Origin of the sequence: Bradyrhizobium liaoningense (genome assembly GCF_018130785.1) — a bacterium.
GTDB classification, from domain to species: Bacteria; Pseudomonadota; Alphaproteobacteria; order Rhizobiales; family Xanthobacteraceae; genus Bradyrhizobium; species Bradyrhizobium liaoningense_A.
Genome location: NZ_JAFCJT010000010.1, coordinates 160,149 through 182,990, shown reverse-complemented (window position 1 = coordinate 182,990; position 22,842 = coordinate 160,149). Strand labels below are relative to the sequence as shown.

Genomic DNA, 22,842 nt, shown 5'->3' with positions numbered 1-22,842 from the left:
CATTTCTGAGTCGATCGTCGATCGCGCGCGTTCATCTAGCCCGGAGTTCCCGGCCTCGCCAAGCCGCGCTGTCCGAGGCAATTTTTCACAGACTCGTGTCCGTCCCCCCGTAACAATCGCCGCCTGCGCCCGTATCTCAGGTGTCAGAAAACGCGGCCAGACAGGCTGTTCGCCCGTCCCCGGCCGCCCTACACTGTCAGACCTTTCGAAGAGGATCGCCATGCGCCGCCCCGCCCTCGCCTCGCTGCTCGCCGCCACCACCGCACTGACGCTGGCTTTTGCCGTGCCGTCCAGGGCCGCGGAGGATGCGGTCGTGATCCCCGCTCCCACCGTGGATGCGGCGCCCGCAACCGGGATCCAGACCGCCGTCATCGCCGGCGGCTGCTTCTGGGGCGTACAGGGCGTGTTCCAGCACACCGCGGGCGTCGTCAACGCGGTCTCCGGCTATGCCGGCGGCACCAAGGCGACGGCCGATTACCAGACGGTCTCGAGCGGCCGGACGGGACACGCCGAGTCGGTCGAGATCAAGTACGACCCGAAGAAGATCTCCTACGGCAAGATCCTCCAGATCTATTTCTCGGTGGCGCACGACCCGACCCAGCTCAACCGCCAGGGCCCCGACACCGGCACGCAATATCGCTCGGCGATCTTCACCACCTCCGACGAGCAGAAGAAGGTGGCGGAGGCCTATATCGCCCAGCTCAACGGCGCCAAGGTCTTCAGCAAGCCGATCGTGACCAAGGTCGGCGCGCTCGAGGCGTTCTACCCGGCGGAGGCCTATCACCAGGACTATCTGACGCTGCACCCGAACCAGCCCTACATCGCCTACAACGACATTCCGAAGGTCGAGAACCTGAAAAAGCTGTTCGCGGATAACTACATTGAAAAGCCGACGCTGGTGAGCGCCAGCAAGGCCACCAACTGATCGCGAGATCGCCAAACAAACGGGAGACCCATGCCCGACACCAAGACGAAAACCACCGACGACAAGGTCATCAAGAGCGAAGAGCAGTGGCGCAGCGAATTGTCGCCGATGCAGTACGCGGTGCTGCGCGAGAAGGCGACCGAGCGTCCCTTCTCCGGCGAGTATGAGCACGACCACCGTGCCGGCACCTATGTCTGCGCCGGCTGCGGCAATGTGCTGTTCGAGTCCGATGCCAAGTTCGATTCCGGCTGCGGCTGGCCAAGCTTCACCCAGCCCGCGGTCGAGAGCCATATCGACGAGGAGCACGATGCCAGTCACGGCATGATCCGCACCGAGGTACTCTGCTCCAAGTGCAGCGGCCATCTCGGTCACGTCTTCCCCGACGGCCCCGGCCCGACCGGCCTGCGCTACTGCATCAACTCGGCTGCGCTGAAGCTCGAGCCCAAATAACATCGCGCGCCGCCCGGTTCCGTCATGGAACCCGGCGGCGCGATGTGCTTTTCTCTCCTGGCGGTGCGGCCGATGCGCGCAGTCCGGCGGCCGCCAGGGAGGAATCCATGACGCTTGGGACCATCCTGATCATCCTGGTGATCATCTATCTCATCGGTGGCATGTCCGGCCGGATCGGCGGCTATGGCTATGGCATGGGCCATTCCGGCATGGGGATCGGCGGCGTGGTACTGGTGGTGCTCATCGTGCTGCTGCTTCTTGGCAAACTGTAAACCAAATAAATCATTGAAATTGCTTGATTTCCAGCGTCCGCGGAGCTGCCATGCGCGGATTCATCATCTCCCATCGCAGGGGTCGCATTTCTGTCAAATCGGCCTATATTAGTGGGCGAAAATGATGTGCAGCGGGCCCACCCGATCGTGGTCCCTGCCTTCCAAAACCCCACGCGCTTAAAGCCCCAGACAAGATCACGAGGTCTTTGACCATGCGTCCACTGCGTCCGTTCAACTTCAACACCTCTGCCGAACTCTTCCCCGCCGCGATCCGCAAGAAGAAGCGTGCGGGCTTTACCTATCGCCGGTTCGGCACCGCCGCCGAAGCCGTGCAGTTCGCGATGGAGCAGTTGCCGACGGATTCGCTGAACGGCGCCTATCTCCAGGTCGAGGAAGCGCGCTTCGACCAGAACGGCATCCGCTCGCTCTATGAGAGCGAAGCCTTCCCGCTGCCCCGCCGTCCCAAGCCGGTCGAGACGACCACCGACGCGGACGCGGCATAAGCTTTCGCAAGCCTCCGATGTGCGCTGAAGGCGCGATGGCTGAAACGCCGTCGCGCTTTTTGCGTTTGGGGAGTCCTCGCCTCTCCCCGCTTGCGGGAAAAGGCGAAGAACTGCGCAAGCTTCAAATGCGCGGCTGCTTGTCGAGCCAGCGGCGGAGCAGGCGGACGTTGCGCATGTTGGCGCGGAACATGACGTCGAAGGCATCACCCGCGAACGGCACCATGCCGACCACGCCGTCGACCGCGACGTTGCCGAGCATGCGCGCGGTGAGGTACCACGGCGCGCCCAGCGCGCGGGCCTCGCGCACCAGCCACAGCGAGATCGCGGTGGTGATGATGTCGCCGACGACCGGGATCAGCCCGATCAGCCCGTCGATGCCGTAGCGGATATTCGTGCCGGGCAGGATGAAGGCGACATCGAGCAGCTTTGCGATGGCCTCGATCCGCGCGACCCGCTGCTCCCGCGTCAGATCGCCGAACGGGTTTCCCTGGCCGAACTCGAAGCGAAACTCGCTAAACCCCTGCTCCAGTGTTTCGGGACGGATCTCATGGCCGTCCTGGTCGATGATCGGGCCGCGCGCTTTGGTGCCCGAAAAACTCCCGCCCGAGCGGGCACCGGAACGGGGTCTGTGCGGAGCAAGAATATCGTCATCGGACATCGTCATGGCCTTTAGGGAACGCGCTGGCGTGGCGGAAGTTGCCGCGCCGCGCCCGAACGTCGCGCGTTCAGGTCGGTGCCGCAGCCGCCTGCGGCTCCTCGACATATCTATGTACGAGCCAGGATGAAATCACCGCCGGCACGAATCCGACCAGGCCGTACAGGATGAACTGCACCGCGCCCGAATCCGGCCCGCGCGAGCTGTAGGTCAGCGACGCCAGCACGAAGGCGAACAGGCCGACCACCAGCATCCGCAGTACCGGGCCGATCCGGCGGACGTGGACCAGGATGTCGTCGACCGCACCGATCATCAGCGAGGGCAGGAAGCCGAACAAATAACTGTATTGCAGGGATTTGAAGAACACCGCGAACAGCTTTCCGACCTCGCTGAGACTGGTCTGGGCCCAGTAACCGGACTGATAGGTCGTCGTCAGCAGGAGCAGGAACCCGCCGACGAACGGACCGACCAGCGCAAACACCAGATAGCGTTTCATCGAGTATCCTCATTCTTCCCCGCTGTTATAGCAGCGACGCGGGAACCTTGAATAGCGGGGGCGCCTGCCCCTTCCTGAGGGGAACAAGCGGCAATGCGACGAGTTCAGACAGGACTGAAATTCATACCGGCAGTCAGATTGGGAGTTGTGTCGATGTCCCGGAAATCCATCCTTATGGCGACGCTCGTCCTGACAACCCTGAGCGGCATGTCGACCGCGCCTGCTCTCGCGCAAGGCCACATGGGTACGCCGCAGGAACAGAACGCCTGCTCGCGTGACGCCTCGCGCTTCTGCCGCAAGGAGCTCGGCAATGACAGCGCGGTGCAGGGATGCCTGCAAGCCAATCGGGCCAGGCTGTCGAAGGCCTGCAGCAAGGTATTTCAGAGCCACGGCATGTAAGGCCGGGAGCGACCCCCGGCGCACGGAGAGGGAAGCCATGTTGCGCGACGAACAGCTCTCGATCCTGCGGGACATCAGCCAGTCGGTCGCCTTTGCCGACGACAGGCACGGCAAGATCGGCGAGCTGATCGCCGACGGCTATGTGATGAAGGATGGCGATCTGTTCGAGCTCACTGCGAAGGGCGTCACTGCCGTCGAGGAACACGCCGCAGCACTCGGCGCGAGCGACGTGGAACAAGCAAGCGCATCGTCTGATCGGTTGATCTGATCTCGCGCCGCATTTTGTTGCGTGACGTACACGCAACAACTGCGAATTCATTCGAGCGCACCATTGCAGCCGCGTGACAATGGCGCATACTCGAATCGGGCGGCGCAGCACTTTTCGATTCGAACATCACGAGAGATCGAGCGACCACATGCGGGACTAGGGTTCCCGGCGTGAAGGCTGTGACATGCGGCAGATCAAGCCGCGTGCGGCGCCCCAAAACCAAGTGGTTCAAACCACGGAACTCGGGGACGCATTCGTCATGACACGCTACACGACCATCGTTTCGCTCTTCGCTTTCGCGACCACCGCCATCGCACTCCAGACATCGCCCGGCCTCGCCTTCTCGTCCGAAGCACAGCAGATGTGCACGGGTGATGCGATGCGGCTGTGCTCCAGTGAGATTCCCGACATCTCCAGGATCAGGGCCTGCATGGTGCGGAACAAGGCGCAGGTCAGCCCCGGCTGCCGCGCCGTGATGGACCGCGAGCACGCGGCCGCGCGCAAGCGGGAGGCCGCGGCGCAATAACGTCGGCCATCCTTGGCGTCATGGCCGGGCTTGTCCCGGCCATCCACGCCTTAGACCGCGGCACGAAGACCGTGGATGCCCGGGACAAGCCCCGGGCATGACGATCTCCCTCGACAGGAAGAGAGGAGCCCTAGTCGCCCCACTGCGCGAATGCGTCGTTGAAGGCGCGCTCGCCAGGGGCGCCCTTCTCGATGGCGATGATGGCGCGGCGCTGGTTGGCGTAGACCAGCGGCACGTCGAACCATGAGCGCTCCTTCAGGAGCTGGACGTTGCGAGCGCGGTCGGCGTCGACGTTGGAGAGGCCGACCAGGAAGAAGCCGTCGGTGACCTTGACCGCGAGACCCGCGAGCGGCGTGCCGCGCGCCTGCTCGTTCGACTTCATCAGGATGCCCGGCACGTTGGCGACGCCGCCGCCCGGAAAATCCGGCGGCAGGATGAAGGTCAACTCCGCGGTGTGGCTCGCCGGCAGCGACGAATCGGTGTTGCGGCGGAACGACATCGTCATCTTGAACTTGCGGTCGGGGATCTCGATGTCGGCGCGCACGGCGACGTCGGCCTTCTGGTTGCCCGAGGCCTTGATCGGCTCGAGCCGCCACACCACCGAGCCGACATATTGCTTGCCCTTCGGGTCGGACGGATCCTCGTCATAGAGCACGACCTTCTGCGCCACCGGCGCGACCGGCTGGTCGCTGGCCGAGGGCTGGCCGACGCGATCCGGAATCTTGGGCTTGCTCTGCGGCTGGGCCGGGTCCTTCGGCGCCTCCACCACCTGGGTCGGCGAGGACTTGAACAGGCCGCTCACGATCTGGACCAGGGGCTTGCCCCAGAGGATGCCGGCGCCGACCAGGATCAGCACGATGCCGACGGCGATCGCGCTCTTGAACGGAAAAACGGAGCCACGCGTGGCCTTCTTGGCATCACGGTCGAGGACGGGGATGTGCGGGCGCCCCGACCCCGGCCGCGAGGATGGCGGCTGCGGCGTGTAGCGCTCGGCCTCCTCGATCGACTCGTCGTAGGAATAGGGCGCGTCCTGCTCGCCGGCGCGATTTTCCAGGCTCGGCTCCAGCCGGTCAAACTCCGGCGAGGGCGAGGGCACATTGGCGTAGGTGCGGCGCGCGGCGCGGTTGGCCTGCGCGGCAGCGCCGCCGAGATCGTTCACGTCGGCGGTGATGTCGCGAAAACCCCGCACGCCCGGCGCCGGCGGCACGGGTGGTGGCGGGCCGACGTCGGGCGGACGGCGCCCGGGCGGGCGATCACGTCCGGCCGGCGGAGCAGCCGGCGGCTCCGGCATCGGCGGCGCTGCCGGGGGACCCGGCTGGCGCGGCGCGTCGAAACGCGGGGCCCGCGGCGCACGCGGGGCCTCGCCCTGGTCATCATCGACGTTGAAGGACGGGCGGTCGGCACGCGGCGGCGGAGGAGCCGGACGGGTGCGCGGGGCGGTCGGCTGAGACGGGGGCGGGTTACCCTCGGCGGCGCGGGTGCTGGCCCGGCGGAAGGCGTCACCGCTGCCGCCGCTGCGGGCACCGCCACCGGGGCGCGAGGCCTCCCGGGCGCGCTGGGCGGCCTCCGATTCGACCTTGCGAACGGCCTCTTCCAGCGCCAACCGTTCGCGGGTGATCTCGGACTCGGATAGCGGCGGCTGCACGCTACGGAGCTGCGCAATCAGGGCCGTGCGCGCCCGCTCATAGAGCGCGCGACGGCTTTCGCCGGGAGCATTGGGGTCCAGGGCGGCAATAGCGCGGGCGATCAGCGGATAGTAATCAGCCATTTCAACTCAACTATACGCGCGTCCCGGTAAGATTTCGTTAAGCCTCAAACGGATTTTGCACCAGGATAGTATCCTCGCGTTCGGGGCTGGTGGAAAGCAGTGCGACCGGGCACCCAACCAATTCCTCGATCCGGCGGACATATTTAATGGCCTGGGCCGGCAGATCGGCCCAGGACCGCGCATTGGCGGTCGGCTCCTTCCAGCCCTCGATGGTCTCGTAGATCGGCTCGACCCGGGCCTGGGCGCCCTCGCCGGCCGGGAAATGGTCGATCTCCTTGCCGTCGAGCTTATAACCGGTGCAGACCTCGATCGAATCGAAACCGTCGAGGATGTCCAGCTTGGTCAACGCCAGGCCGTTGATGCCGCAGGTCCGCACGGTCTGGCGGACCAGCACGGCGTCGAACCAGCCGCAGCGGCGCTTGCGGCCGGTATTGACCCCGAACTCGCGGCCCCGGCGGCCGATCTCCTCGCCGATCTCATTCAGAAGCTCGGTCGGGAACGGGCCCTGGCCGACCCGGGTCGTATAGGCCTTGCAGATACCGAGCACATAACCGACCCCGCCCGGACCGATGCCCGTGCCAGTCGCGGCCTGCGCCGCCACCGTGTTCGAGGAGGTGACGTAAGGGTAGGTGCCGTGGTCGACATCGAGCAGCGCGCCCTGCGCGCCCTCGAACAGGATCCGCTTGCCCGCGCGCCGCTCGGTGTCGAGCAACCGCCACACGGTCTCGGCATAGGGCAGCAGCTGCGGCGCCAGCGCGCTCAGCTCCTTCAGGATGTCCTTGCCGTCGAACTCGGGCAGGTTCAGGCCGCGGCGCAACGCATTGTGGTGAGCAAGCAACCGGTCGATCTTGTGCGGCAGGGTGTCGAGGTCGGCGAGGTCCATCAGGCGGATGGCACGACGGCCGACCTTGTCCTCATAAGCCGGCCCGATGCCGCGACGTGTGGTGCCGATCGCAGTCGCCGAGTTGGAAGACTCGCGCAGAGCGTCGAGCTCGCGGTGCAACGGCAGGATCAGCGTGACATTCTCTGCGACGCGCAGGTTCTCCGGGCCGACGGCCACGCCCTGTCCGCGCAGCTTGGCGACCTCGTCAAGGAAGGCTTGCGCATCGAACACGACGCCATTGCCGATCACCGCCAGTTTCGACGGGCGCAGCACGCCTGAGGGCAACAGCGCGAGCTTGTAGGTCTCGCCATTGATGACCAGCGTATGGCCGGCGTTGTGGCCGCCCTGGAAGCGCGCGACGATGTCGGCCTGTTCCGACAACCAGTCGACGATCTTGCCCTTTCCTTCGTCGCCCCACTGGGCTCCGACGACGACAACGTTGGCCATTCGCGGGTAATCCTCTGAAGATTTTAGATGCGCCAGCCCAGCTGACGGCCGGAGCCGTTCACACGCGAGGCAGCCAACCGGATAAAGGAAGCAGCCTCTCTAGGCAAGCAAGAACGGGGCTTTTTCGGGGCTCAAGAGGCTATTTAAGCCTTTGATATCCCCGGAAAATCCAGAAGCCTTCCAGGGCAGCTCGGTAAGCTTCGACCAAAGCGTGAGTGCTGATCTGCCACTGCATGGTCGCGATGCATCCGCCCCCCGTTGATGCAGGCTCGATTTCCGTGTCTTTGGGCATGCCGGGCTGTCAGCCGGCCCGACCTCGCCGGGCCGGGGCTTCGGCGCACCTCCGCGGGGCCATAACAATCACAATGTCCGCCACCGGCCAGACCACGGGCTCCGAATCATCGGGTCACAACTGGATCGCCAACCAGCCTTACCTGCTGCTCAGCATCACCGCGATGTGCTGGGCCGGCAACGCCATTGTCGGGCGGCTCGCCGCCGGCCACATCCCGCCGGTGACGCTGTCGTTCCTGCGCTGGACCTTCGCCTTCCTGCTGGTGCTGCCGTTCGCTCGGAAACATCTCGCCCAGGACTGGCCCGCGATCCGCAGCAGGCTCGGCCTGATGATCGTGCTGTCGATCACCGGGATCGGCGCCTTCAACACACTGCAATATTGGGCGCTGGAGCATACCCAGGCGCTCAACACGCTGCTGCTCCAGTCGGCCGCGCCGCTGGTCGTGGCGCTGTGGTCGCTGGCCATCCTCGGCGTCCGCCTCACCGCGGCACAGGCGTTCGGCGTGGCTCTCTCGATGTGCGGCGTGCTGACGATCCTTCTGCATGGCGATTTCACCACGCTGTCGAACATCGCGTTCAACAAGGGCGATCTCATCTTCATCGTCGCGCTGATCATCTTCGCGCTGTATTCGGTGCTGACCCTGAAGCGGCCGCCGATGCACGGCCTGTCGTTCCTCGCCTTCACCTTCGGCGCCGGCGCGGCCTGTCTCATTCCGCTGGAGATCTGGGAGCTGTCCGCGCGCCCGGTGATGAAGCTCGACGGGCCGAATTTGCTGACCCTGTTCTATGTCGCGGTGTTCCCGTCGACACTCGCCTATCTCTGCTTCAATCGCGGTGTGCGCCTGATCGGCGCCAACCGCGCCGCGCCGTTCTTCCACGTCGTGCCGGTGTTCGGCTCGATCATGGCGATGGCGTTCCTCGGCGAACACCCGCAGGCGTTCCACTTCATCGGCTTCGCGCTGGTGCTGGCCGGCGTGTTCGTGGCGTCAAGAAAGCAGACGACGTAGCTTCTTCCTTCTCCCCTTGTGGGAGAAGGTGGCGCGAAGCGCCGGATGAGAGGTTGCTTCCGCAGACTCAAATCGAGAGGCGGACTCGCGGAAAGAGACCCCTCACCCGTCTCGCCGCTACGCGGCGAGCCACCCTCTCCCACAAGGGGAGAGGGGAAGAGCCGCCGCTCGACAGACGGCAACTACTTCATCCTGAACTTGCTGTACGCCTCGCGCGTGGCAATGATCACGTGCTCGGCGCAGCCGTTGACGCGATGCGGGTCGGCCTGCGTCTCGTAAGCCTCCGACGTCATCATGTCGATGAAAGCCGCAACCGTCGGGTAATAGACCAGCGCGACGAAATCCCAGTCGTTGCCATCATGCGGGCCGAGTGCGACTGCCTTCGCTTCGCCGGTCCAGAGCAGCGTGCCGCCGCGTGCCCTGATCATGGGCACCGTGATCGCACTGTAACGAAGATATGCGTCCCAGCCCGAACCGTCGCCATCGCGCGAGTGCGCGTGAAAACGCATCAGGTTCAGCATCACGACCGGCGCATTTGCATCGAGCCGCTCCAGGCCCTCGATGTTCAACATATTAACCGCCAATGACACCTCCCCAAGCCATGCCTGCATTGTAGCCTTGCGGCTGCGAGACTTGTGTCACAACAAGAATCCGGCGCAAGGTCGCATCCAACGCCAATGACGATTGCTTCGCCCGCGCCAAAGGCCTCGAATCCGGCCAGTTGGCTCAACAACCAGCCTTATCTGCTGCTCAGCCTGAGCTCGCTGTTCTGGGCCGGCAACATCGTGCTCGCGCGCCATGTCGGCGCGCATGTGCCGCCGCTGACGGTGACGACGATCCGCTGGTTCGGGGTGTTCCTGATCTTGTTGCCATTCGCCTGGCCGCATCTCAAGCGCGACTGGCCGAATTTGCGCAAGAGCCTGCCGCTGATGCTGTTCCTGTCGCTGGTCGGCTTTGCGTTCAACAACGCGATCTCGTACTGGGCGCTGCAATACACGGAGGCGCTGAACGCGCTGCTGATCCAGTCGGCCGGACCGCTGTTCGTCGCGCTGTGGTCGCTGGTGCTGTTCGGCGTGCGGCTGACCGGCGGACAGCTCGCCGGCATCGCGATCTCGCTGCTCGGCGTGCTCGTCATCATCCTGCGCGGCGATCTCGCAGCGCTGGCGAGCATCAGCTTCAACAGGGGCGATATCATGTTCGCCTCCTCGCTGGTGGCGTTCGGAATCTACTCCGCGTTCATCCCGCGACGGCCGAAAGTTCATCAGCTCTCCTTTCTCTCCTTCACCACCTGCTGCGGCGCGATGATGCTGCTGCCCACCGCGATCTGGGAAGCCTGGAGCGGCAATGTCATGCAGTTCGACACCGTGACGCTGGCAACGCTCGGCTACATCCTGATCTTCCCCTCGACGCTCGCCTATCTGTTCTTCAACCGCGGCGTCGCGCTGATCGGCCCGAACCGCGCCGCGCCGTTCTTCCATCTGGTGCCGGTGTTCGGCTCGGCGATGGCGATCATCCTGCTCGGCGAGAAGCTCCAGCCGTTTCATTTGATCGGCTATGCGCTCGTGCTCGCCGGCGTCGTGATCGCCTCACGCCAGGGTTCCGCGGTGAAATAATTCCGCGGCGCGGGCGCGCTGTGCCCGCCTGCCGTCTTCCGATTTTGAAGTGGACCGGCTAGGTTCCCCGCCAACGAAAAAGAGGGAACGACCACACATGCTTTCAGGGCTGCTTCGAAACCTGCGCACGATCGGCACCGCCGCGCTGTGCCTCGCCGCCGCATCTGCCGCGCAGGCCGACAATTATCCTAGCCGCAACATCACGCTGGTGCTGCCATTCGCGGCCGGCAGCGGCACCGACACCACGACACGGCTGATCTCGCAGCATTTGTCGCAGGCGCTCGGCGTCGGTATCGTGATCGAGAACAAGGCGGGCGCCAACGGCATGATCGCCGCGACCTATGTCGCGCGCGCCGCCCCCGACGGCTACACGCTGCTGGTGACGACCAACACCACGCATTCGGCCAATCCCTATCTGCTCAAGAGCCTGACCTACGATCCCGTCAAGGATTTCACCCCGATCGCGCGGACCGGCGACCTGCCCTTCATGCTGGTGATTCATCCGGAGGTGCCGGCCAAGACCGTCGGCGAGCTCGTCGCCTACGGCAAGGCCAATCCGGGCAAGCTGAGCTACGCTTCGGGCTCGTCCTCGGCGATCGTGTCGGGCGCGACCTTTGCGCACAATGCCGGGCTCGACCTCCTGCACGTGCCCTACAAGAGCTCGCCGCCGGCGCTCAATGACGTCATGGGTGGGCGCGTCTCGATGATGTTCGTGGACATCCTGACCGGCCTTCCCCACGTCAACGGCAACGCGTTGCGCGCGCTCGCCGTCACCACCAAGGACCGCTCGCCGCTGGTGCCGAACCTGCCCTCGATGCAGGAAGCCGGCGTGCCCGATTTCGACATCTCGTCGTGGCAGGGCTATTTCGGCCCCGCCGGCATGCCCAAGGAGATCGTGACCAGACTGAACGCCGAGATCAGGAAGATCGTCGAGAAGCCGGAGATCAAGGCCCAGCTCGCCACGCTCGGCATGGATGCGTTCTCCGGCACGCCGGAGCAGCTCGGCACCTTCGTGAACGAGCAGCTGGTGCTGTGGGAGAAGCTGATCACGAACGCGAAGATCGAGAAGCAGTAGGGTCGGCAAAGCGAAGCGTGCCCACCATCCATCACCACGGACTCAAAAAAAGGTGGGCACGTCGCTTGCGCGCCTTTGCCCACCCTACGAATTCCGTGCGTTCGGCTTTACGCGGCGCGGACCTTGGCGAGGAAGCCGTCGACCGCGCTGCGCAGCGCGCCGGACTGATTGTCCAGCTCGCGGGCGTTGGTGAGCACGTCGGTGGCAGCAGAGCCGGTCGCTTCGGCGGCCGAGGTGACGCTGCCGATATGGGCGTTGATCTCGCTCGAACCGGCCGCGACCGACTGGATGTTGCGGGCGATCTCGCGGGTCGCCTCGCCCTGCTGCTCGATCGAGGCGGAAATGCCGGCAGTGATCTCGCTCATCTCGGCGATGGTCTGGGTGATGCCGGAGATCGCCGTGACCGCGTCGCTGGTCGAGGTCTGCATCGCCGCCACTTGCGCGGAGATTTCCTCGGTCGCCTTCGCGGTCTGGTTCGCCAGCGCCTTGACCTCGGAGGCGACGACCGCGAAGCCGCGACCGGACTCGCCGGCGCGCGCCGCCTCGATGGTGGCGTTGAGCGCGAGCAGGTTGGTCTGCGCCGCGATCGAGTGGATCAGCTTGACGACCTCGCCGATCTTCTCGGCGCCGGTCGAGAGCACCTGCACGGTGGCGTTGGTGCGTTCGGCGTCGCTGACGGCGCGGCTCGCGACCTCGGTCGAACGGGTGACCTGGCGGGAGATTTCCGCAACCGAGCTCGACAGCTCTTCGGCGGCGGCGGCAACCGTGCCGACATTGCCCGAGGCCTTCGACGAGGCCGCACCGACGGTCGCGGCACGCGACGAGGCGTCGCTCGCGGTCGCGGTCATCGACTGCGCCGTCGACTGCATGCCGGCGGCGGCCGAGGAGACCGAGCGGACGATGCCGTTGACACTGCGTTCGAAGTCGTTGGCGATGCCTTCCATCGCGCTGCGGCGTTCCGCCGCGGCGCGCTCCTTCGCAGCCGCCTCGGTCTTCTCGAGGTCGCGGATGCGGACCGCGTTGTCCTTGAAGATCTGGACGGTGGCAGCCATCGCGCCGACCTCGTCACCGCGGCCGACGCCGGGAATCTCACCCTCGAGCTTGCCATCGGCGAGATCCTTCATGCGGGTCCCGAGCAGGGCGAGCGGGCGGCTGATGCTGCGGCCGATCATCCAGGCGACGCCGCCGGCGACGATGACGATGCCGAGCATGGCGAGGCCGAGCGACCAGAACACCGGGCCCATCTTGGCGTCGATGTCGTCGAGATAGGCGCCGGTGCCGAGATACATGTCGAAGCCGGGAACGGCGACTGCGTAACCGATCTTGCGGATCGGGGTCTCCTGGCCGGGCTTCACATATTCATAGTACAGCAGGATGGAGCCGTTGGCCTTGACGCCCTCCATCAGCTCGACGGACAGCTTGCGGCCGTTGGTCACGACATCCATGCGGTTGGTGCCGATCTGCTTCGGATCGGGCGCGAGCTGGGTGATGCCGTCATAGGACGTGCCGAACAGATAGCCCGAGCCGTTGTCGTAGGTCATCGCGTTGCCGTAGCGGCGAAGGTCGGCCAGCGCCGCGTCCTTGGTCAGTTCGCCGGCATCGACGCGCTTCTTCAGCGCCGCGGCGTAGTTGCGGCCGAGGTCGACGATCGACTTCGCCTGGTCGATGCGCGCATTCACCATCTCGCGCTTCATCAGATAACCGGCGAGAAGACCGGAGATGCACAGACCCAACAAGGTGACGCCGACAAGAATACCGAGCTTGGAGGCGATCTTCAGATTGCTCAACTTCACGGGATGGCTCCGGAGAAAAAGGAATACGGGCACGCGAGTGAATCGATCGAAATTGAATCAAGTTTTAGTGTGCGACCCCTTAGCAAGTTACTTACGTGCCTCCGTAGAAGCCCGGACGATGGCGCCAAATCCGGCAATTTATCTTGGCGACAGCAACCGGGAATTGTACGCGCGCACGTCGATTTCGCGTAAAAGACGCAAAGGCCCGCCAAGAAGGCCGGGCCCGCAACAAGAACCGACAAACCAAATCGGGAGCAAGAAATGCCGAAATACAGGGTGGTGACGCCGAAGGGCGCGAGCTTCACGGTCGCAGGCAGCGATTATTCCTACGAGCGCGAGGCGCTCGATCCGATCGATGCCGAGATCGTCGAGGCGCCGGCCAACGAGGCGGAGTTCATCGCCGCCGCCAAGAATGCCGACGCGATCTACGCCAAGGGCATCCCGATCACAAAAAACATCATCGACGCGCTGGAGAGCTGCAAGGTCATCACGCTCGGCTCAGTCGGCGTCGACAGCGTCGACGTGAAAGCCGCCACAGCCCGTGGAATCCCGGTGACCAACATCCCCGACACCTTCATCGAAGAGGTCGCCGACCACGCCATGATGCTGCTGCTCGCGGGCTTTCGCCGCCTGGTCGAGCAGGATCGGATGGTGCGCGACGGGCGCTGGGCTGAAGGCCGGCCGGCGCTGCTCAAGATCCCGCGGCTGATGGGCCAGACGCTCGGCTTCATCTCGTTCGGCCGCGTCGCGCGTGCGGTTGCGAAACGCGCCGCCCCGTTCGGCCTGCGCATGATGGCCTACGATCCCTTCATCCAGGAAACGCTGATGTACGACCACGGCGTGATCCCGGCGACGCTGAACGAGGTGCTGTCGCAATCCGACTTCGTGTCGATGCACGCTCCCGCCCGACCCGAGGTGCATCACATGCTCACCGAGAAGCACTTCCGGCAGATGAAGAAGGGCTCGGTCTTCATCAATACCGGCCGCGGCGCCACCGTGGACGAGGAAGGCCTGATCAAGGCGCTCCAGGAGGGCTGGATTGCGCACGCCGCGCTCGACGTGCTGGAGAAGGAACCGCCGTCGCACAACAACCCGATCCTCAGCATGGAGAACGTGACGCTGACCGCCCATGTCGCCTCGGCCTCGGCACGGTTCGACGAGGCGCGCAAGCGCCGCGTGGGCTACGAATTGTCACTGGTGCTTCAGGGCATGTGGCCGGTAAGCTGCGTCAATCCGTCGGTGCTGCAAGGCACCGCGCTCCGCCGCTGGCAGCCCGTCAGCATGGATCGCGGACCGAACAGCTAGGCGGCCGGCGCCAAGCGCGTCTGGAATCGGAACGGCCCTTCACCGGCGATCAACGCCGGGAAGGGAGACATCATAGGGAGGAACTGATGAGGAATGACATCACGCGTCGTGATGCCTTGGCTCTGGGCCTGTCCGCTACCGCGCTCGCGGCAACCGGTGTTGCAGCGCACGCTCAATCCGCAATCAAGGCCGCGGACGTCCCCGCACCGAAACTGCCGATCGAGAAAGGCGCAACCCTGCGCATGCTGCGGCCGGTGCGCTTCGTCCAGGCCGACGAAGACGTGTTCCGCGCCAACGCAGCCAAATTCACCAAGGAGACCGGGGTCGAGGTCAAGGTCGACTTCGTCGGCTGGGAGGACATCAACCAGCAGACCGCAGTAACAGCCAATTCCGGCGCCGGCCCCGACATCATCATCGGCTTCTCCGATGCTCCGCACATCTATATCGACAAGCTGATCGAGCTGACCGACGTCGCCGACTATGTCGGCAAGCGTTATGGCGGCTGGCTGCCGCTGGCGCAGCGCTACGGCAAGAGGAACAAGAGCGACGCCTGGATCGGGTTGCCGTTCGGCGCCACCGCCGGCCCCCTGATCTACCGCAAATCGATCCTGCAATCGGTCGGCTTCGACAAGGTGCCGGAGGACCACGCCGGCATCGTCGACCTCTGCCAGAAGCTCCAGAAAGCCGGTAAGCCGGCCGGCTTCGCACTCGGCAACGCCAAGGGCGACGGCAACGGTTTTGCGAACTGGGCACTGTGGTCACACAACGCCGCCCTGCTCGACGAAGAGGGCAACGTCATCATCAACAGCAAGGAGACGATCGCCGCGCTGAACTGGGTCAAGCAGCTCTACCCCACCTTCATCCCCGGCACGACCTCGTGGAACGACGTCAGCAACAACCGCGCCTACGCCTCACAGGAAATCTCCCTGAGCGCCAACGGCGTCTCGCTGTATTTCTCCCTGAAGAACGATCCCGCGACCAAGGCGATCGCCGACGATACCGAGCACCAATTGCTGCCGAAGGGCGTGGCCAAGATCTCGCCGATGGCGGGCCTGACATTGAACGCCATGGTGTTCAAGCACAGCCAGTATCCGAACGCCGCAAAGGCCTTCCTGCAATACATGCTGGAAAAGGACCAGTACGAGCCGTGGCTCAACGCCAATTCCGGCTACTGGGCCCAGCCGCTGGCCGCCTATGCCGATGCCGCCGTGTGGTCGCAGGACCCCAAGGTGAAGCTGTTCAAGGACACCATGAACAGCACCTATTATGACGGCTACAGGGGCCCGATCTCGACGGCGACCGGCGCCGTCAGCGCCGACTACGTGCTGATCCAGATGTGCGCGTCGGTCGCGACCGGCGCTGCTACGCCGGAGGCCGCAGCCGCGGAAGCCGAGCAGCGCTGCAAGCGGTACTTCCGGCGGCAGAAGTAGAGACCGCCATTGCGAGCGAAGCAATCCAGTCCGTCCCCGCGGCGACAACCTGGATTGCTTCGTCGCTTCGCTCCTCGCAATGACGACGTGGTGAAAGCCTAGAACAGGACAACACGCTAATGTCCGTGACCACACTTCCCCCTCTCGCCCTCGCCCACCGGCAGCCAAACTGGCTTGTCCGTCTGTTCGACTACAAGCCGTTCCTGATCGCGATGTGCCTTGCGCCCGCGCTCGGACTGCTCGCGGTGTTCCTGACCTATCCGCTCGGCCTCGGCATCTGGCTCGCGTTCACCGACACCACGATCGGCCGCAAGGGCGTCTATGTCGGCCTCGAGAACTTCCAGTACCTGCTCACGGACTCGCTGTGGTGGAACGCGGTGTTCTACAGCGTCGTCTACACCGGGATCGCGACCTTCGGAAAGTTCGCGCTCGGCTTCTGGCTCGCGCTGCTGCTCAACAACCATTTTCCGTTCAAGAGCCTGCTGCGGGCGATCATCCTGTTGCCATGGATCGTGCCGACGGTGCTTTCGGCGCTGGCGTTCTGGTGGATCTACGATCCGCAATTCTCGATCATCTCCTATTTGCTGGTGGACGTGCTGCATTGGCGCACGAGCAACATCGATTTCCTCGGCTCGCCCTGGCCGGCGCGCTTCTCGCTGATCGCTGCCAATATCTGGCGCGGCATTCCCTTCGTCGCGATCTCGCTGCTGGCGGGCCTGCAGACCATTTCGCCCTCGCTCTACGAGGCCGCGATGCTCGACGGCGCCAGCGCGTGGCAGCGCTTCCGCTACATCACCTTCCCGATGATGATGCCGATCCTCGCCATCGTCATGACCTTCTCGATCATCTTCACCTTCACCGACTTCCAGCTGGTCTACGCCATCACCCGCGGCGGCCCCGGCAACTCGACCCATCTGCTGGCGACGCTGGCCTTCCAGCGCGGCATCGCCGGCGGCGAGCTCGGCGAAGGTGCGGCGATCGCGGTGTCGATGATCCCGTTCCTGGTGTTCGCGACGCTGTTTTCCTATTTCGGCCTGGCGCGCCGCAAATGGCAGCAGGGAGAGAGCAATGACTGATACCGTCGCGCAACCTGCCGTGGCCGACGCGAAGGCGGCGCCCGACACCATGGCCTGGGATTCCGGGCTGCGGCGGCTGATGATGATCTACCTGCCGCTCGGCTGTTTCGTGCTGATCCTGCTGTTTCCGTTCTACTGGATGGCGATCACGTCGTTCAAGCCGAACGCGGAGCTGATGAACTACAAGGAGCACAATCCGTTCTGGATCTCCTCACCGACGCTGGCGCACATCAAGCACCTGCTGTTCAACACCGCCTATCCGCGCTGGCTGTGGACGACGATGACGGTCGCGATCGGCTCGACCACGCTGTCGCTGATCGCGAGCACGCTCGCCGCCTACGCCATCGAACGCCTGCGCTTCCGCGGCAGTCCCTATGTCGGCCTCGGCATCTATCTCGCCTATCTCGTGCCGCCGTCGATCCTGTTCATCCCGCTCGCAACCGTCGTGGTGCAGTTCGGCCTGTTCGACTCACCGATGGCGCTGATCCTGGTCTATCCGACCTTCCTGGTGCCGTTCTGCACCTGGCTGCTGATCGGCTATTTCAAGTCGATTCCCTACGAGCTCGAGGAATGCGCGCTGGTCGACGGCGCCACGCGCCTGCAGATCCTGCGCCGGATCACGCTGCCGCTGGCGGTGCCCGGCCTGATCTCGGCCGGCATCTTCTCATTCACGCTGTCCTGGAACGAGTTCATCTACGCGCTCGCCTTCATCCAGAGCGGCGCCAACAAGACCGTGCCGGTCGCGATCCTGACCGAGCTCGTCACCGGCGACGTCTACCAGTGGGGCGCGCTGATGGCGGGATCGCTGCTCGGCTCGCTGCCGGTTGCGATCTTCTACTCGCTGTTTGTGGACTATTACGTGTCCTCACTGACCGGCGCGGTAAAGGAGTAACCGTGCTCTCTCGTCGCCCTCTTCCCGCAAGCCGGGAGAGGGCGACGGAAGCGGCCTGCGGCGTTTCGCCCGGTTTCACAAAACTGCAACATGCGATCCGCATAAGGCATCGTCCGCTAACAGGAGACGCACATGCGCGCGACTTTTCTCAGCACCGTCGCAACGATCATTCTCACCGCAAGCACCGCGCTTGCACAGAACGAGGGTGAATTCCCGGCGAAGCTCGCCGGCCACGTGGTGATGCCGGCCGCGACGTTCATCGACGCGCCGAGTGACGCCCCCGCCGATCTCAAGACCTCAGGCAAGTACACCACCGGCAAGCGCGTCGACGCGCTCGGCACCGTGATGGGCAAGTCCTATGAGCGGGCGACCGGCGTGTCGCTGCCGTTCAAGGGCCAGCCGCTGCAGGGCCATTCCGGCATCAAGCACATGCCCGACGGCAGCTACTGGGTCATCACCGACAACGGCATGGGCGCGCGCGCCAACTCGCCGGATTCGATGTTGTACCTGAACCGCTACAAGATGGATTGGGCGAGCGGCAAGATCGAGCGCCAGGAAACCATCTTTCTGCACGATCCCGACAAGAAGGTGCCGTTCCGCATCGTGCATGAGGACACCCAGAAGCGCTACCTGACCGGCTCCGACTTCGACACCGAGGGCTTCCAGATCATCGGCGACACCTACTGGATCGGCGACGAGTTCGGCCCTTACATCCTGAAGGCCGACAAATCAGGCAAGATTCTCGGCGTGTTCGAGACGGTTGCCGACGGCAAGCCGGTGCGCTCGCCGGACAACTGGGCCGTGGCGACACCAGGCGCACCCGGCGCGACCTACACCAACGTCAACCTCCGTCGCTCCAAGGGCTATGAGGGCTTTGCGTCCTCGAAGGACGGCAAGTTCCTTTACGGCCTGCTCGAGGGACCGCTGTGGGACGCCGACAAGAAGGATTGGGAAAAGGTCGACGGCAAGGAAGCCTCCCGCATCCTCGAATTCGACGTCGCCGCCGAAAAATTCACCGGCCGCTACTGGCAGTATGTGTTCGAGCAGAACGGCAACGCCATCGGCGACTTCAACATGATCGATCAGGCCTCTGGCCTCATCATCGAGCGCGACAACGGCGAAGGCACCGCAGACAAGGCCTGCCCGCAAGGCACCCGCGGCGAGAACTGCTTCCCCGACATCGCCAAGTTCAAGCGCGTCTACAAGATCGAGCTGACCGACGCCAATGTCGGCAAGCCTGTGCGCAAGATCGGCTATATCGACCTCATGAAGATCCAGGACCCCGACAAGAAGGCGCGGAAGCCGCTCAATGACGGCGTCTACGCCTTCCCGTTCTTCACCATCGAGAACGTCGATCGCGTCGACGACACCCACATCATCGTCGGCAACGACAACAACCTGCCGTTCTCGTCCAGCCGCGATCCCAACAAGGCCGACGACGACGAGTTCATGCTGCTCGAGGTCGCGGATTTCCTGAAGGCGAAGTAAGCCGACGCTCTCTCAACACGGTCATCGCCCGGCTCGACCGGGCGATCCAGTACGCCGCGGCACCGGTGATTGAGCGCGCGGCCCCGGCGTACTGGATGCCCCGCTTGCCGCCTCCGCTGAGGCTTCGGCGCCCCTAGACCGAGTCGCCGGCGAAGCCTTGGCGTAGCCGGGTCGCGGGGCATGACAGCGGAGGGCTACCGCACGATAAAGTCCACCGGAACGGTAAAGCTCATCGAGCTGTTCTTGATCTCCGCCGGGATCGGCGGGAACGGCGAGGCCTGGTGGATCATCGACGTGGCCTTGGCATCGAACGCGGCAACGCCGGACGAAGCGATGCGGCTGGACGTGACCTGGCCGTTACGGCCGATCGTGAAGCTCACCCGGACCAGCCCGCGCTGACCGTTGCCGCCGGACGGATAGGAGTGAAGGCGCATCAGATGCGCGCGGACGCGCTGATTGTAGGTCGCAACCAGCGACGCGACCGCGCCCGCGCTCATGGCGGACGCTGCGGGTGCCTCCCGCTCGGCGCGTGGCGGTGCGCTGGTGCGCGGCGCGGGCGGCGCCTCCGACGGCTTCTTGGCCTCCGGGCGAACCACCTTCGGCTTCGCCGGTGCAGGTTTCTCGACCGGCACGATCTTCGCCGGCTCGGGCTTGGCCGGTGTCGGCTCCAATTTCTGCTCCGGCGGCGCGACGACCTCAGGCTTTTCCTGCGGCGGCGTCGGCGCGATGGTCTCCTCGACGGCCTGCTGCTTAACGGGCTCCGGCGGCGAGGCGTCGGCCTCCTGCATCACCGGCCCGGGCGCGACATCCTCTTGCGTGGACTGCGGTGCCGAGGTCACCGGCGCCATATCGACCATGATCGCCGGGACGGTGACGCCCTGCTCCGGCTGCGACCTGATCCAGCTCATCGCCAACACCGCGGCGGCAACATGCAACGTCACGATCACCGCGCCCGATACACCCCAGCGCGCGGTTTCGCGTTCGCCAAGCGACTCGTGCAGGGCAAAGGCGTTCGCGGCCATCAGCTGCGTCCGTCGAGGCCGACCAGCGCGACCTTGAGATAGCCGGCATTGCGCAAGGTGTTCATGACCTCCATCAGGTCACCGTAGCTCACGGCCTTGTCGGCGCGCAGATAGATGCGCTCGTCCTTGCGGCCTTGAGTGGCGACGGCGAGCGCAGCGGCGAGGCCGTCGCGCGCCATTGTCTCCTCGCCGACGGCCACCGTGAGATCCGGCTTCACCGTCACGAAGGTCGGCTTGTCCGGCCGCGGCTGCGGCTCGGCGGCGGTGGCCGGCAGCTCGACGCCGATGTCGACGGTGGCGAGCGGGGCGGCCACCATGAAGATGATCAGCAGCACCAGCATCACGTCGATGAACGGCGTGACGTTGATCTCATGGGTGACATCGAGATCGCCGGGGTCGCCGCGCCTCAGCGGCGATCCCCCGCGTGTGCCGAGCTTGGCAGCCATGGCCTACTCCGCCGCCCGCGCCAGGCGGAACTCTCTGTTGTCGCGCTGCCGGCTGACCAGCAGCATGAGCTGCGCCGAGGCGTCCCCAAGCAGCGCCCGGTAATTGGCGATGCCGCGGACAAGCTGATTGTAGATCACCACGGCCGGGATCGCGGCGACGAGACCGAGCGCGGTCGCAAGCAGCGCCTCGGCGATGCCGGGCGCGACCACCGCAAGGCTCGTGGTGTGGCTCTCGGAGATGCCGATGAAGGAATTCATGATACCCCAGACCGTGCCGAACAGGCCGACGAACGGCGCGGTGGCGCCGATGGTCGCGAGCACGCCGGTGCCGCGCGCAATCTGGCGCGACATCGCGGCCTCGACCCGCTCCAGCCGGAGCGCGACGCGCTCCTGGAGGCCATCATCGACAATGCCGCCGGAGAGCTCCGCCTCCTTCGCGCAGGACTGGATGAGCTGCGCGACCGCATCATGCGCATCGCCGGTCCGCTCCGCCGCCTCCGCCAACTTCATCTTGCCTTCGAGCGCACGCGTCCGCTCCACGGCGAGCTTGCTCTTGCGGCGCAGCTCGATACTCTTGGCGAGCCACACCGTCCACGTCACCAGCGATGCGATGGCGAGCCCCACCATCACCACCTTCACGATGATGTCGGCGCCGAGGAACATGCCCCAGGGCGACAGATTGCGCGGCAACAGCGCTTCGTCGATCGCGAAGGCCGGGGCCGGCGCGAGCGCCAGCGCGATTGCTAGGATCATGTGGCGAAGCCCAAAATTGCGCTGCATCCTGATCTCCCGACAGACAGAAGGAAATTACGCCGCGACCCGGTCCGCCAGTTGCCGGAATCGCACGAGCTGGTCCGCCCGCAGCGCCCGGGTCTCGTCGCGGCCGACGAAGACCTTGAACATGATGCCGCCGTCGGCATTGACGAACGCGACGAAGGCCGAGGTCTTGCCCATGAAGGGACGCTCGACGAAGGCCAAGGCCGCGCAGCGCTCGTGGCGGAGGTGGCCGTGCAATCCCTTCGACTGCATCAGGTTGAAATAGCCGCGGCCGATCTCGCCCGCCGGGACCGCGCCCGTGAACTCGAAGATCGCGTCATCCGTGTGCACGATGAGCGTCACCTCGCCCCACCCGGCGATGTCCTGCATGGCGGCGGCGAAATGCTCGCCGCCACCAACGCGCACCATCGACGACGGCAGCGCCTCGATCACCGCGCGCGGGGTGATCTTGCGCTCGCGCGCAACGTCCTCGATCACCGCACCGGGATTGTCGGCCATATACGCCCTGAGATCGGCGAGATCGGTGCTCAGCATGTCCGGCTTCCTTTCGTGATCGGCCGCGATCTAAGCGGCGGCGTTCGTCTTGCGCTCGGTCATGATGACCTCGAACCCTTCGAACTTGGGATGACCGAGATAGAGGCTTTCGCCGGTCTTGTTGTCGGCCCGCGCATGGGCGCGGCGGAATTCATCCGATCGCGTCCAGGCCTCGAAGGCTGCCTTGTCGATCCAGACCGTGTGCGAGGAATACAGCGTGTGGTCCTCGAGCGCCGGCCCCTTGAGCAGGTGGAATTCAACGAAGCCGGCCATGCTGCCGAGATAGGATTCGCGGGTGCGCCAGACGCTCTCGAACGCGGCTTCAGAGCCGAGCTTCACCTGGAAACGATTCATCGCGATAAACATTCGATCTTTCTCCTGTCAGTCTTTTCAGTCTTGCCGATCGGCGAATGCCGGCCGGACGTTTCATCAGAACGCGCCGAAGCCACGCCGGGACATCAGCGTGGCTCTGGCGGTCAATACGGCGTCCCGTGTGGGGTC

General features: G+C 64.9%; 26 protein-coding genes. 15 read left to right on the top strand and 11 right to left on the bottom strand.

Translation table 11 applies throughout. The features are described from left to right. The first annotated feature begins 220 nt into the window (after window positions 1-220). From msrA to JQ627_RS21455, 4 genes are all read left to right on the top strand, one after another. The gene (msrA, locus tag JQ627_RS21470) at window positions 221-925 is read left to right on the top strand and encodes a peptide-methionine (S)-S-oxide reductase MsrA (RefSeq protein ID WP_212486136.1); all 705 of its coding nucleotides are present in this window, start codon (window positions 221-223) and stop codon (window positions 923-925) included. A gap of 30 nt (window positions 926-955) precedes the next feature. After that, window positions 956-1,375 carry a peptide-methionine (R)-S-oxide reductase MsrB gene (gene msrB / locus JQ627_RS21465; protein ID WP_212486135.1) on the top strand — a complete coding sequence of 140 codons (420 nt, stop codon included), beginning with the start codon at window positions 956-958 and terminating at the stop codon, window positions 1,373-1,375. A 107-nt stretch (window positions 1,376-1,482) separates the two neighbouring features. Further along, window positions 1,483-1,647 carry a DUF3309 family protein gene (locus JQ627_RS21460; RefSeq protein ID WP_212486134.1) on the top strand — a complete coding sequence of 55 codons (165 nt, stop codon included), beginning with the start codon at window positions 1,483-1,485 and terminating at the stop codon, window positions 1,645-1,647. 212 nt (window positions 1,648-1,859) lie between these two features. Further along, on the top strand, window positions 1,860-2,150 hold the full coding sequence (locus JQ627_RS21455) for a hypothetical protein (protein WP_212486133.1): 291 nt from the start codon (window positions 1,860-1,862) through the stop codon (window positions 2,148-2,150). Window positions 2,151-2,271: 121 nt separating this feature from the next. Here the strand turns inward: JQ627_RS21455 and JQ627_RS21450 are convergent, their stop codons facing one another. Both JQ627_RS21450 and JQ627_RS21445 read right to left on the bottom strand, forming a co-directional pair. Next, the gene (locus tag JQ627_RS21450; protein WP_212486132.1) at window positions 2,272-2,814 is read right to left on the bottom strand and encodes a DUF4112 domain-containing protein; all 543 of its coding nucleotides are present in this window, start codon (window positions 2,812-2,814) and stop codon (window positions 2,272-2,274) included. A 61-nt stretch (window positions 2,815-2,875) separates the two neighbouring features. After that, entirely contained in the window at window positions 2,876-3,301 is a 426-nt protein-coding gene (locus tag JQ627_RS21445) for a DUF5413 family protein (RefSeq protein ID WP_212486131.1), read from the bottom strand. Window positions 3,302-3,454: 153 nt separating this feature from the next. Between JQ627_RS21445 and JQ627_RS21440 the strand changes: the two genes are divergently transcribed. The 3 genes from JQ627_RS21440 to JQ627_RS21430 all read left to right on the top strand — a co-directional run bounded on the left by JQ627_RS21440 (window position 3,455) and on the right by JQ627_RS21430 (window position 4,494). Next, window positions 3,455-3,700, top strand: a complete 246-nt coding sequence (locus tag JQ627_RS21440) for a hypothetical protein (RefSeq protein WP_212486130.1) — start codon at window positions 3,455-3,457, stop codon at window positions 3,698-3,700. A 37-nt stretch (window positions 3,701-3,737) separates the two neighbouring features. After that, on the top strand, window positions 3,738-3,968 hold the full coding sequence (locus JQ627_RS21435) for a hypothetical protein (protein WP_094893564.1): 231 nt from the start codon (window positions 3,738-3,740) through the stop codon (window positions 3,966-3,968). Between the two features lie 259 nt (window positions 3,969-4,227). Beyond that, window positions 4,228-4,494, top strand: coding sequence for a hypothetical protein (locus tag JQ627_RS21430; RefSeq protein WP_249143240.1), 267 nt, complete (start codon window positions 4,228-4,230; stop codon window positions 4,492-4,494). 130 nt (window positions 4,495-4,624) lie between these two features. Here the strand turns inward: JQ627_RS21430 and JQ627_RS21425 are convergent, their stop codons facing one another. Then, window positions 4,625-6,262 carry a hypothetical protein gene (locus JQ627_RS21425; RefSeq protein ID WP_212486128.1) on the bottom strand — a complete coding sequence of 546 codons (1,638 nt, stop codon included), beginning with the start codon at window positions 6,260-6,262 and terminating at the stop codon, window positions 4,625-4,627. A gap of 37 nt (window positions 6,263-6,299) precedes the next feature. Then, window positions 6,300-7,592: an adenylosuccinate synthase gene (locus JQ627_RS21420; protein WP_212486127.1), complete on the bottom strand. Its 1,293-nt coding sequence runs from the start codon at window positions 7,590-7,592 to the stop codon at window positions 6,300-6,302. A 365-nt stretch (window positions 7,593-7,957) separates the two neighbouring features. Here JQ627_RS21420 and JQ627_RS21415 point away from each other — a divergent pair, with 365 nt between their 5' ends. Further along, the gene (locus JQ627_RS21415) at window positions 7,958-8,890 is read left to right on the top strand and encodes a DMT family transporter (protein ID WP_212486126.1); all 933 of its coding nucleotides are present in this window, start codon (window positions 7,958-7,960) and stop codon (window positions 8,888-8,890) included. A gap of 182 nt (window positions 8,891-9,072) precedes the next feature. Here JQ627_RS21415 and JQ627_RS21410 read toward each other — a convergent pair whose 3' ends face one another. Next, the gene (locus tag JQ627_RS21410; RefSeq protein ID WP_212486174.1) at window positions 9,073-9,462 is read right to left on the bottom strand and encodes a DUF1330 domain-containing protein; all 390 of its coding nucleotides are present in this window, start codon (window positions 9,460-9,462) and stop codon (window positions 9,073-9,075) included. A gap of 105 nt (window positions 9,463-9,567) precedes the next feature. On the opposite strand from JQ627_RS21410, the gene JQ627_RS21405 reads away from it, so the two are divergent. Further along, complete coding sequence (locus tag JQ627_RS21405) at window positions 9,568-10,503, top strand: DMT family transporter (protein WP_212486125.1); 936 nt, start codon at window positions 9,568-9,570, stop codon at window positions 10,501-10,503. Between the two features lie 97 nt (window positions 10,504-10,600). Further along, a complete protein-coding gene (locus JQ627_RS21400; protein WP_212486124.1) occupies window positions 10,601-11,578 on the top strand; it encodes a tripartite tricarboxylate transporter substrate binding protein in 978 nt (325 codons plus the stop codon). Window positions 11,579-11,685: 107 nt separating this feature from the next. Here the strand turns inward: JQ627_RS21400 and JQ627_RS21395 are convergent, their stop codons facing one another. After that, entirely contained in the window at window positions 11,686-13,371 is a 1,686-nt protein-coding gene (locus JQ627_RS21395; RefSeq protein ID WP_212486123.1) for a methyl-accepting chemotaxis protein, read from the bottom strand. Between the two features lie 261 nt (window positions 13,372-13,632). On the opposite strand from JQ627_RS21395, the gene JQ627_RS21390 reads away from it, so the two are divergent. The 5 genes from JQ627_RS21390 (at window position 13,633) to JQ627_RS21370 (ending at window position 19,562) form a co-directional block, all read left to right on the top strand. Further along, window positions 13,633-14,676 (top strand): C-terminal binding protein, encoded by a 1,044-nt coding sequence (locus tag JQ627_RS21390; protein ID WP_212486122.1) that lies wholly within the window; start codon window positions 13,633-13,635, stop codon window positions 14,674-14,676. Window positions 14,677-14,762: 86 nt separating this feature from the next. Beyond that, window positions 14,763-16,106 (top strand): ABC transporter substrate-binding protein, encoded by a 1,344-nt coding sequence (locus JQ627_RS21385; RefSeq protein ID WP_212486121.1) that lies wholly within the window; start codon window positions 14,763-14,765, stop codon window positions 16,104-16,106. 119 nt (window positions 16,107-16,225) lie between these two features. Beyond that, window positions 16,226-17,182, top strand: a complete 957-nt coding sequence (locus tag JQ627_RS21380; protein WP_212486120.1) for a carbohydrate ABC transporter permease — start codon at window positions 16,226-16,228, stop codon at window positions 17,180-17,182. Next, the gene (locus JQ627_RS21375) at window positions 17,175-18,074 is read left to right on the top strand and encodes a carbohydrate ABC transporter permease (RefSeq protein ID WP_212486119.1); all 900 of its coding nucleotides are present in this window, start codon (window positions 17,175-17,177) and stop codon (window positions 18,072-18,074) included. The genes JQ627_RS21380 and JQ627_RS21375 overlap by 8 nt, the downstream gene beginning before the upstream one ends. A gap of 132 nt (window positions 18,075-18,206) precedes the next feature. Continuing rightward, on the top strand, window positions 18,207-19,562 hold the full coding sequence (locus tag JQ627_RS21370; RefSeq protein WP_212486118.1) for an esterase-like activity of phytase family protein: 1,356 nt from the start codon (window positions 18,207-18,209) through the stop codon (window positions 19,560-19,562). A gap of 194 nt (window positions 19,563-19,756) precedes the next feature. On the opposite strand, the gene JQ627_RS21365 is transcribed toward JQ627_RS21370, so the two are convergent. The 5 genes from JQ627_RS21365 to JQ627_RS21345 are packed head-to-tail and all read right to left on the bottom strand — an operon-like array spanning window position 19,757 to window position 22,707. Next, the gene (locus tag JQ627_RS21365) at window positions 19,757-20,584 is read right to left on the bottom strand and encodes an energy transducer TonB (RefSeq protein WP_212486117.1); all 828 of its coding nucleotides are present in this window, start codon (window positions 20,582-20,584) and stop codon (window positions 19,757-19,759) included. Continuing rightward, entirely contained in the window at window positions 20,584-21,030 is a 447-nt protein-coding gene (gene exbD / locus JQ627_RS21360; RefSeq protein ID WP_212486116.1) for a TonB system transport protein ExbD, read from the bottom strand. The genes JQ627_RS21365 and exbD overlap by 1 nt, the downstream gene beginning before the upstream one ends. A 3-nt stretch (window positions 21,031-21,033) precedes the next feature. Then, the gene (gene exbB / locus JQ627_RS21355; RefSeq protein ID WP_212486115.1) at window positions 21,034-21,810 is read right to left on the bottom strand and encodes a tonB-system energizer ExbB; all 777 of its coding nucleotides are present in this window, start codon (window positions 21,808-21,810) and stop codon (window positions 21,034-21,036) included. 27 nt (window positions 21,811-21,837) lie between these two features. Then, entirely contained in the window at window positions 21,838-22,341 is a 504-nt protein-coding gene (gene hutX / locus JQ627_RS21350) for a heme utilization cystosolic carrier protein HutX (protein WP_212486114.1), read from the bottom strand. Between the two features lie 30 nt (window positions 22,342-22,371). Then, window positions 22,372-22,707: an antibiotic biosynthesis monooxygenase gene (locus JQ627_RS21345; RefSeq protein WP_212486113.1), complete on the bottom strand. Its 336-nt coding sequence runs from the start codon at window positions 22,705-22,707 to the stop codon at window positions 22,372-22,374. Window positions 22,708-22,842 lie beyond the last annotated feature (135 nt).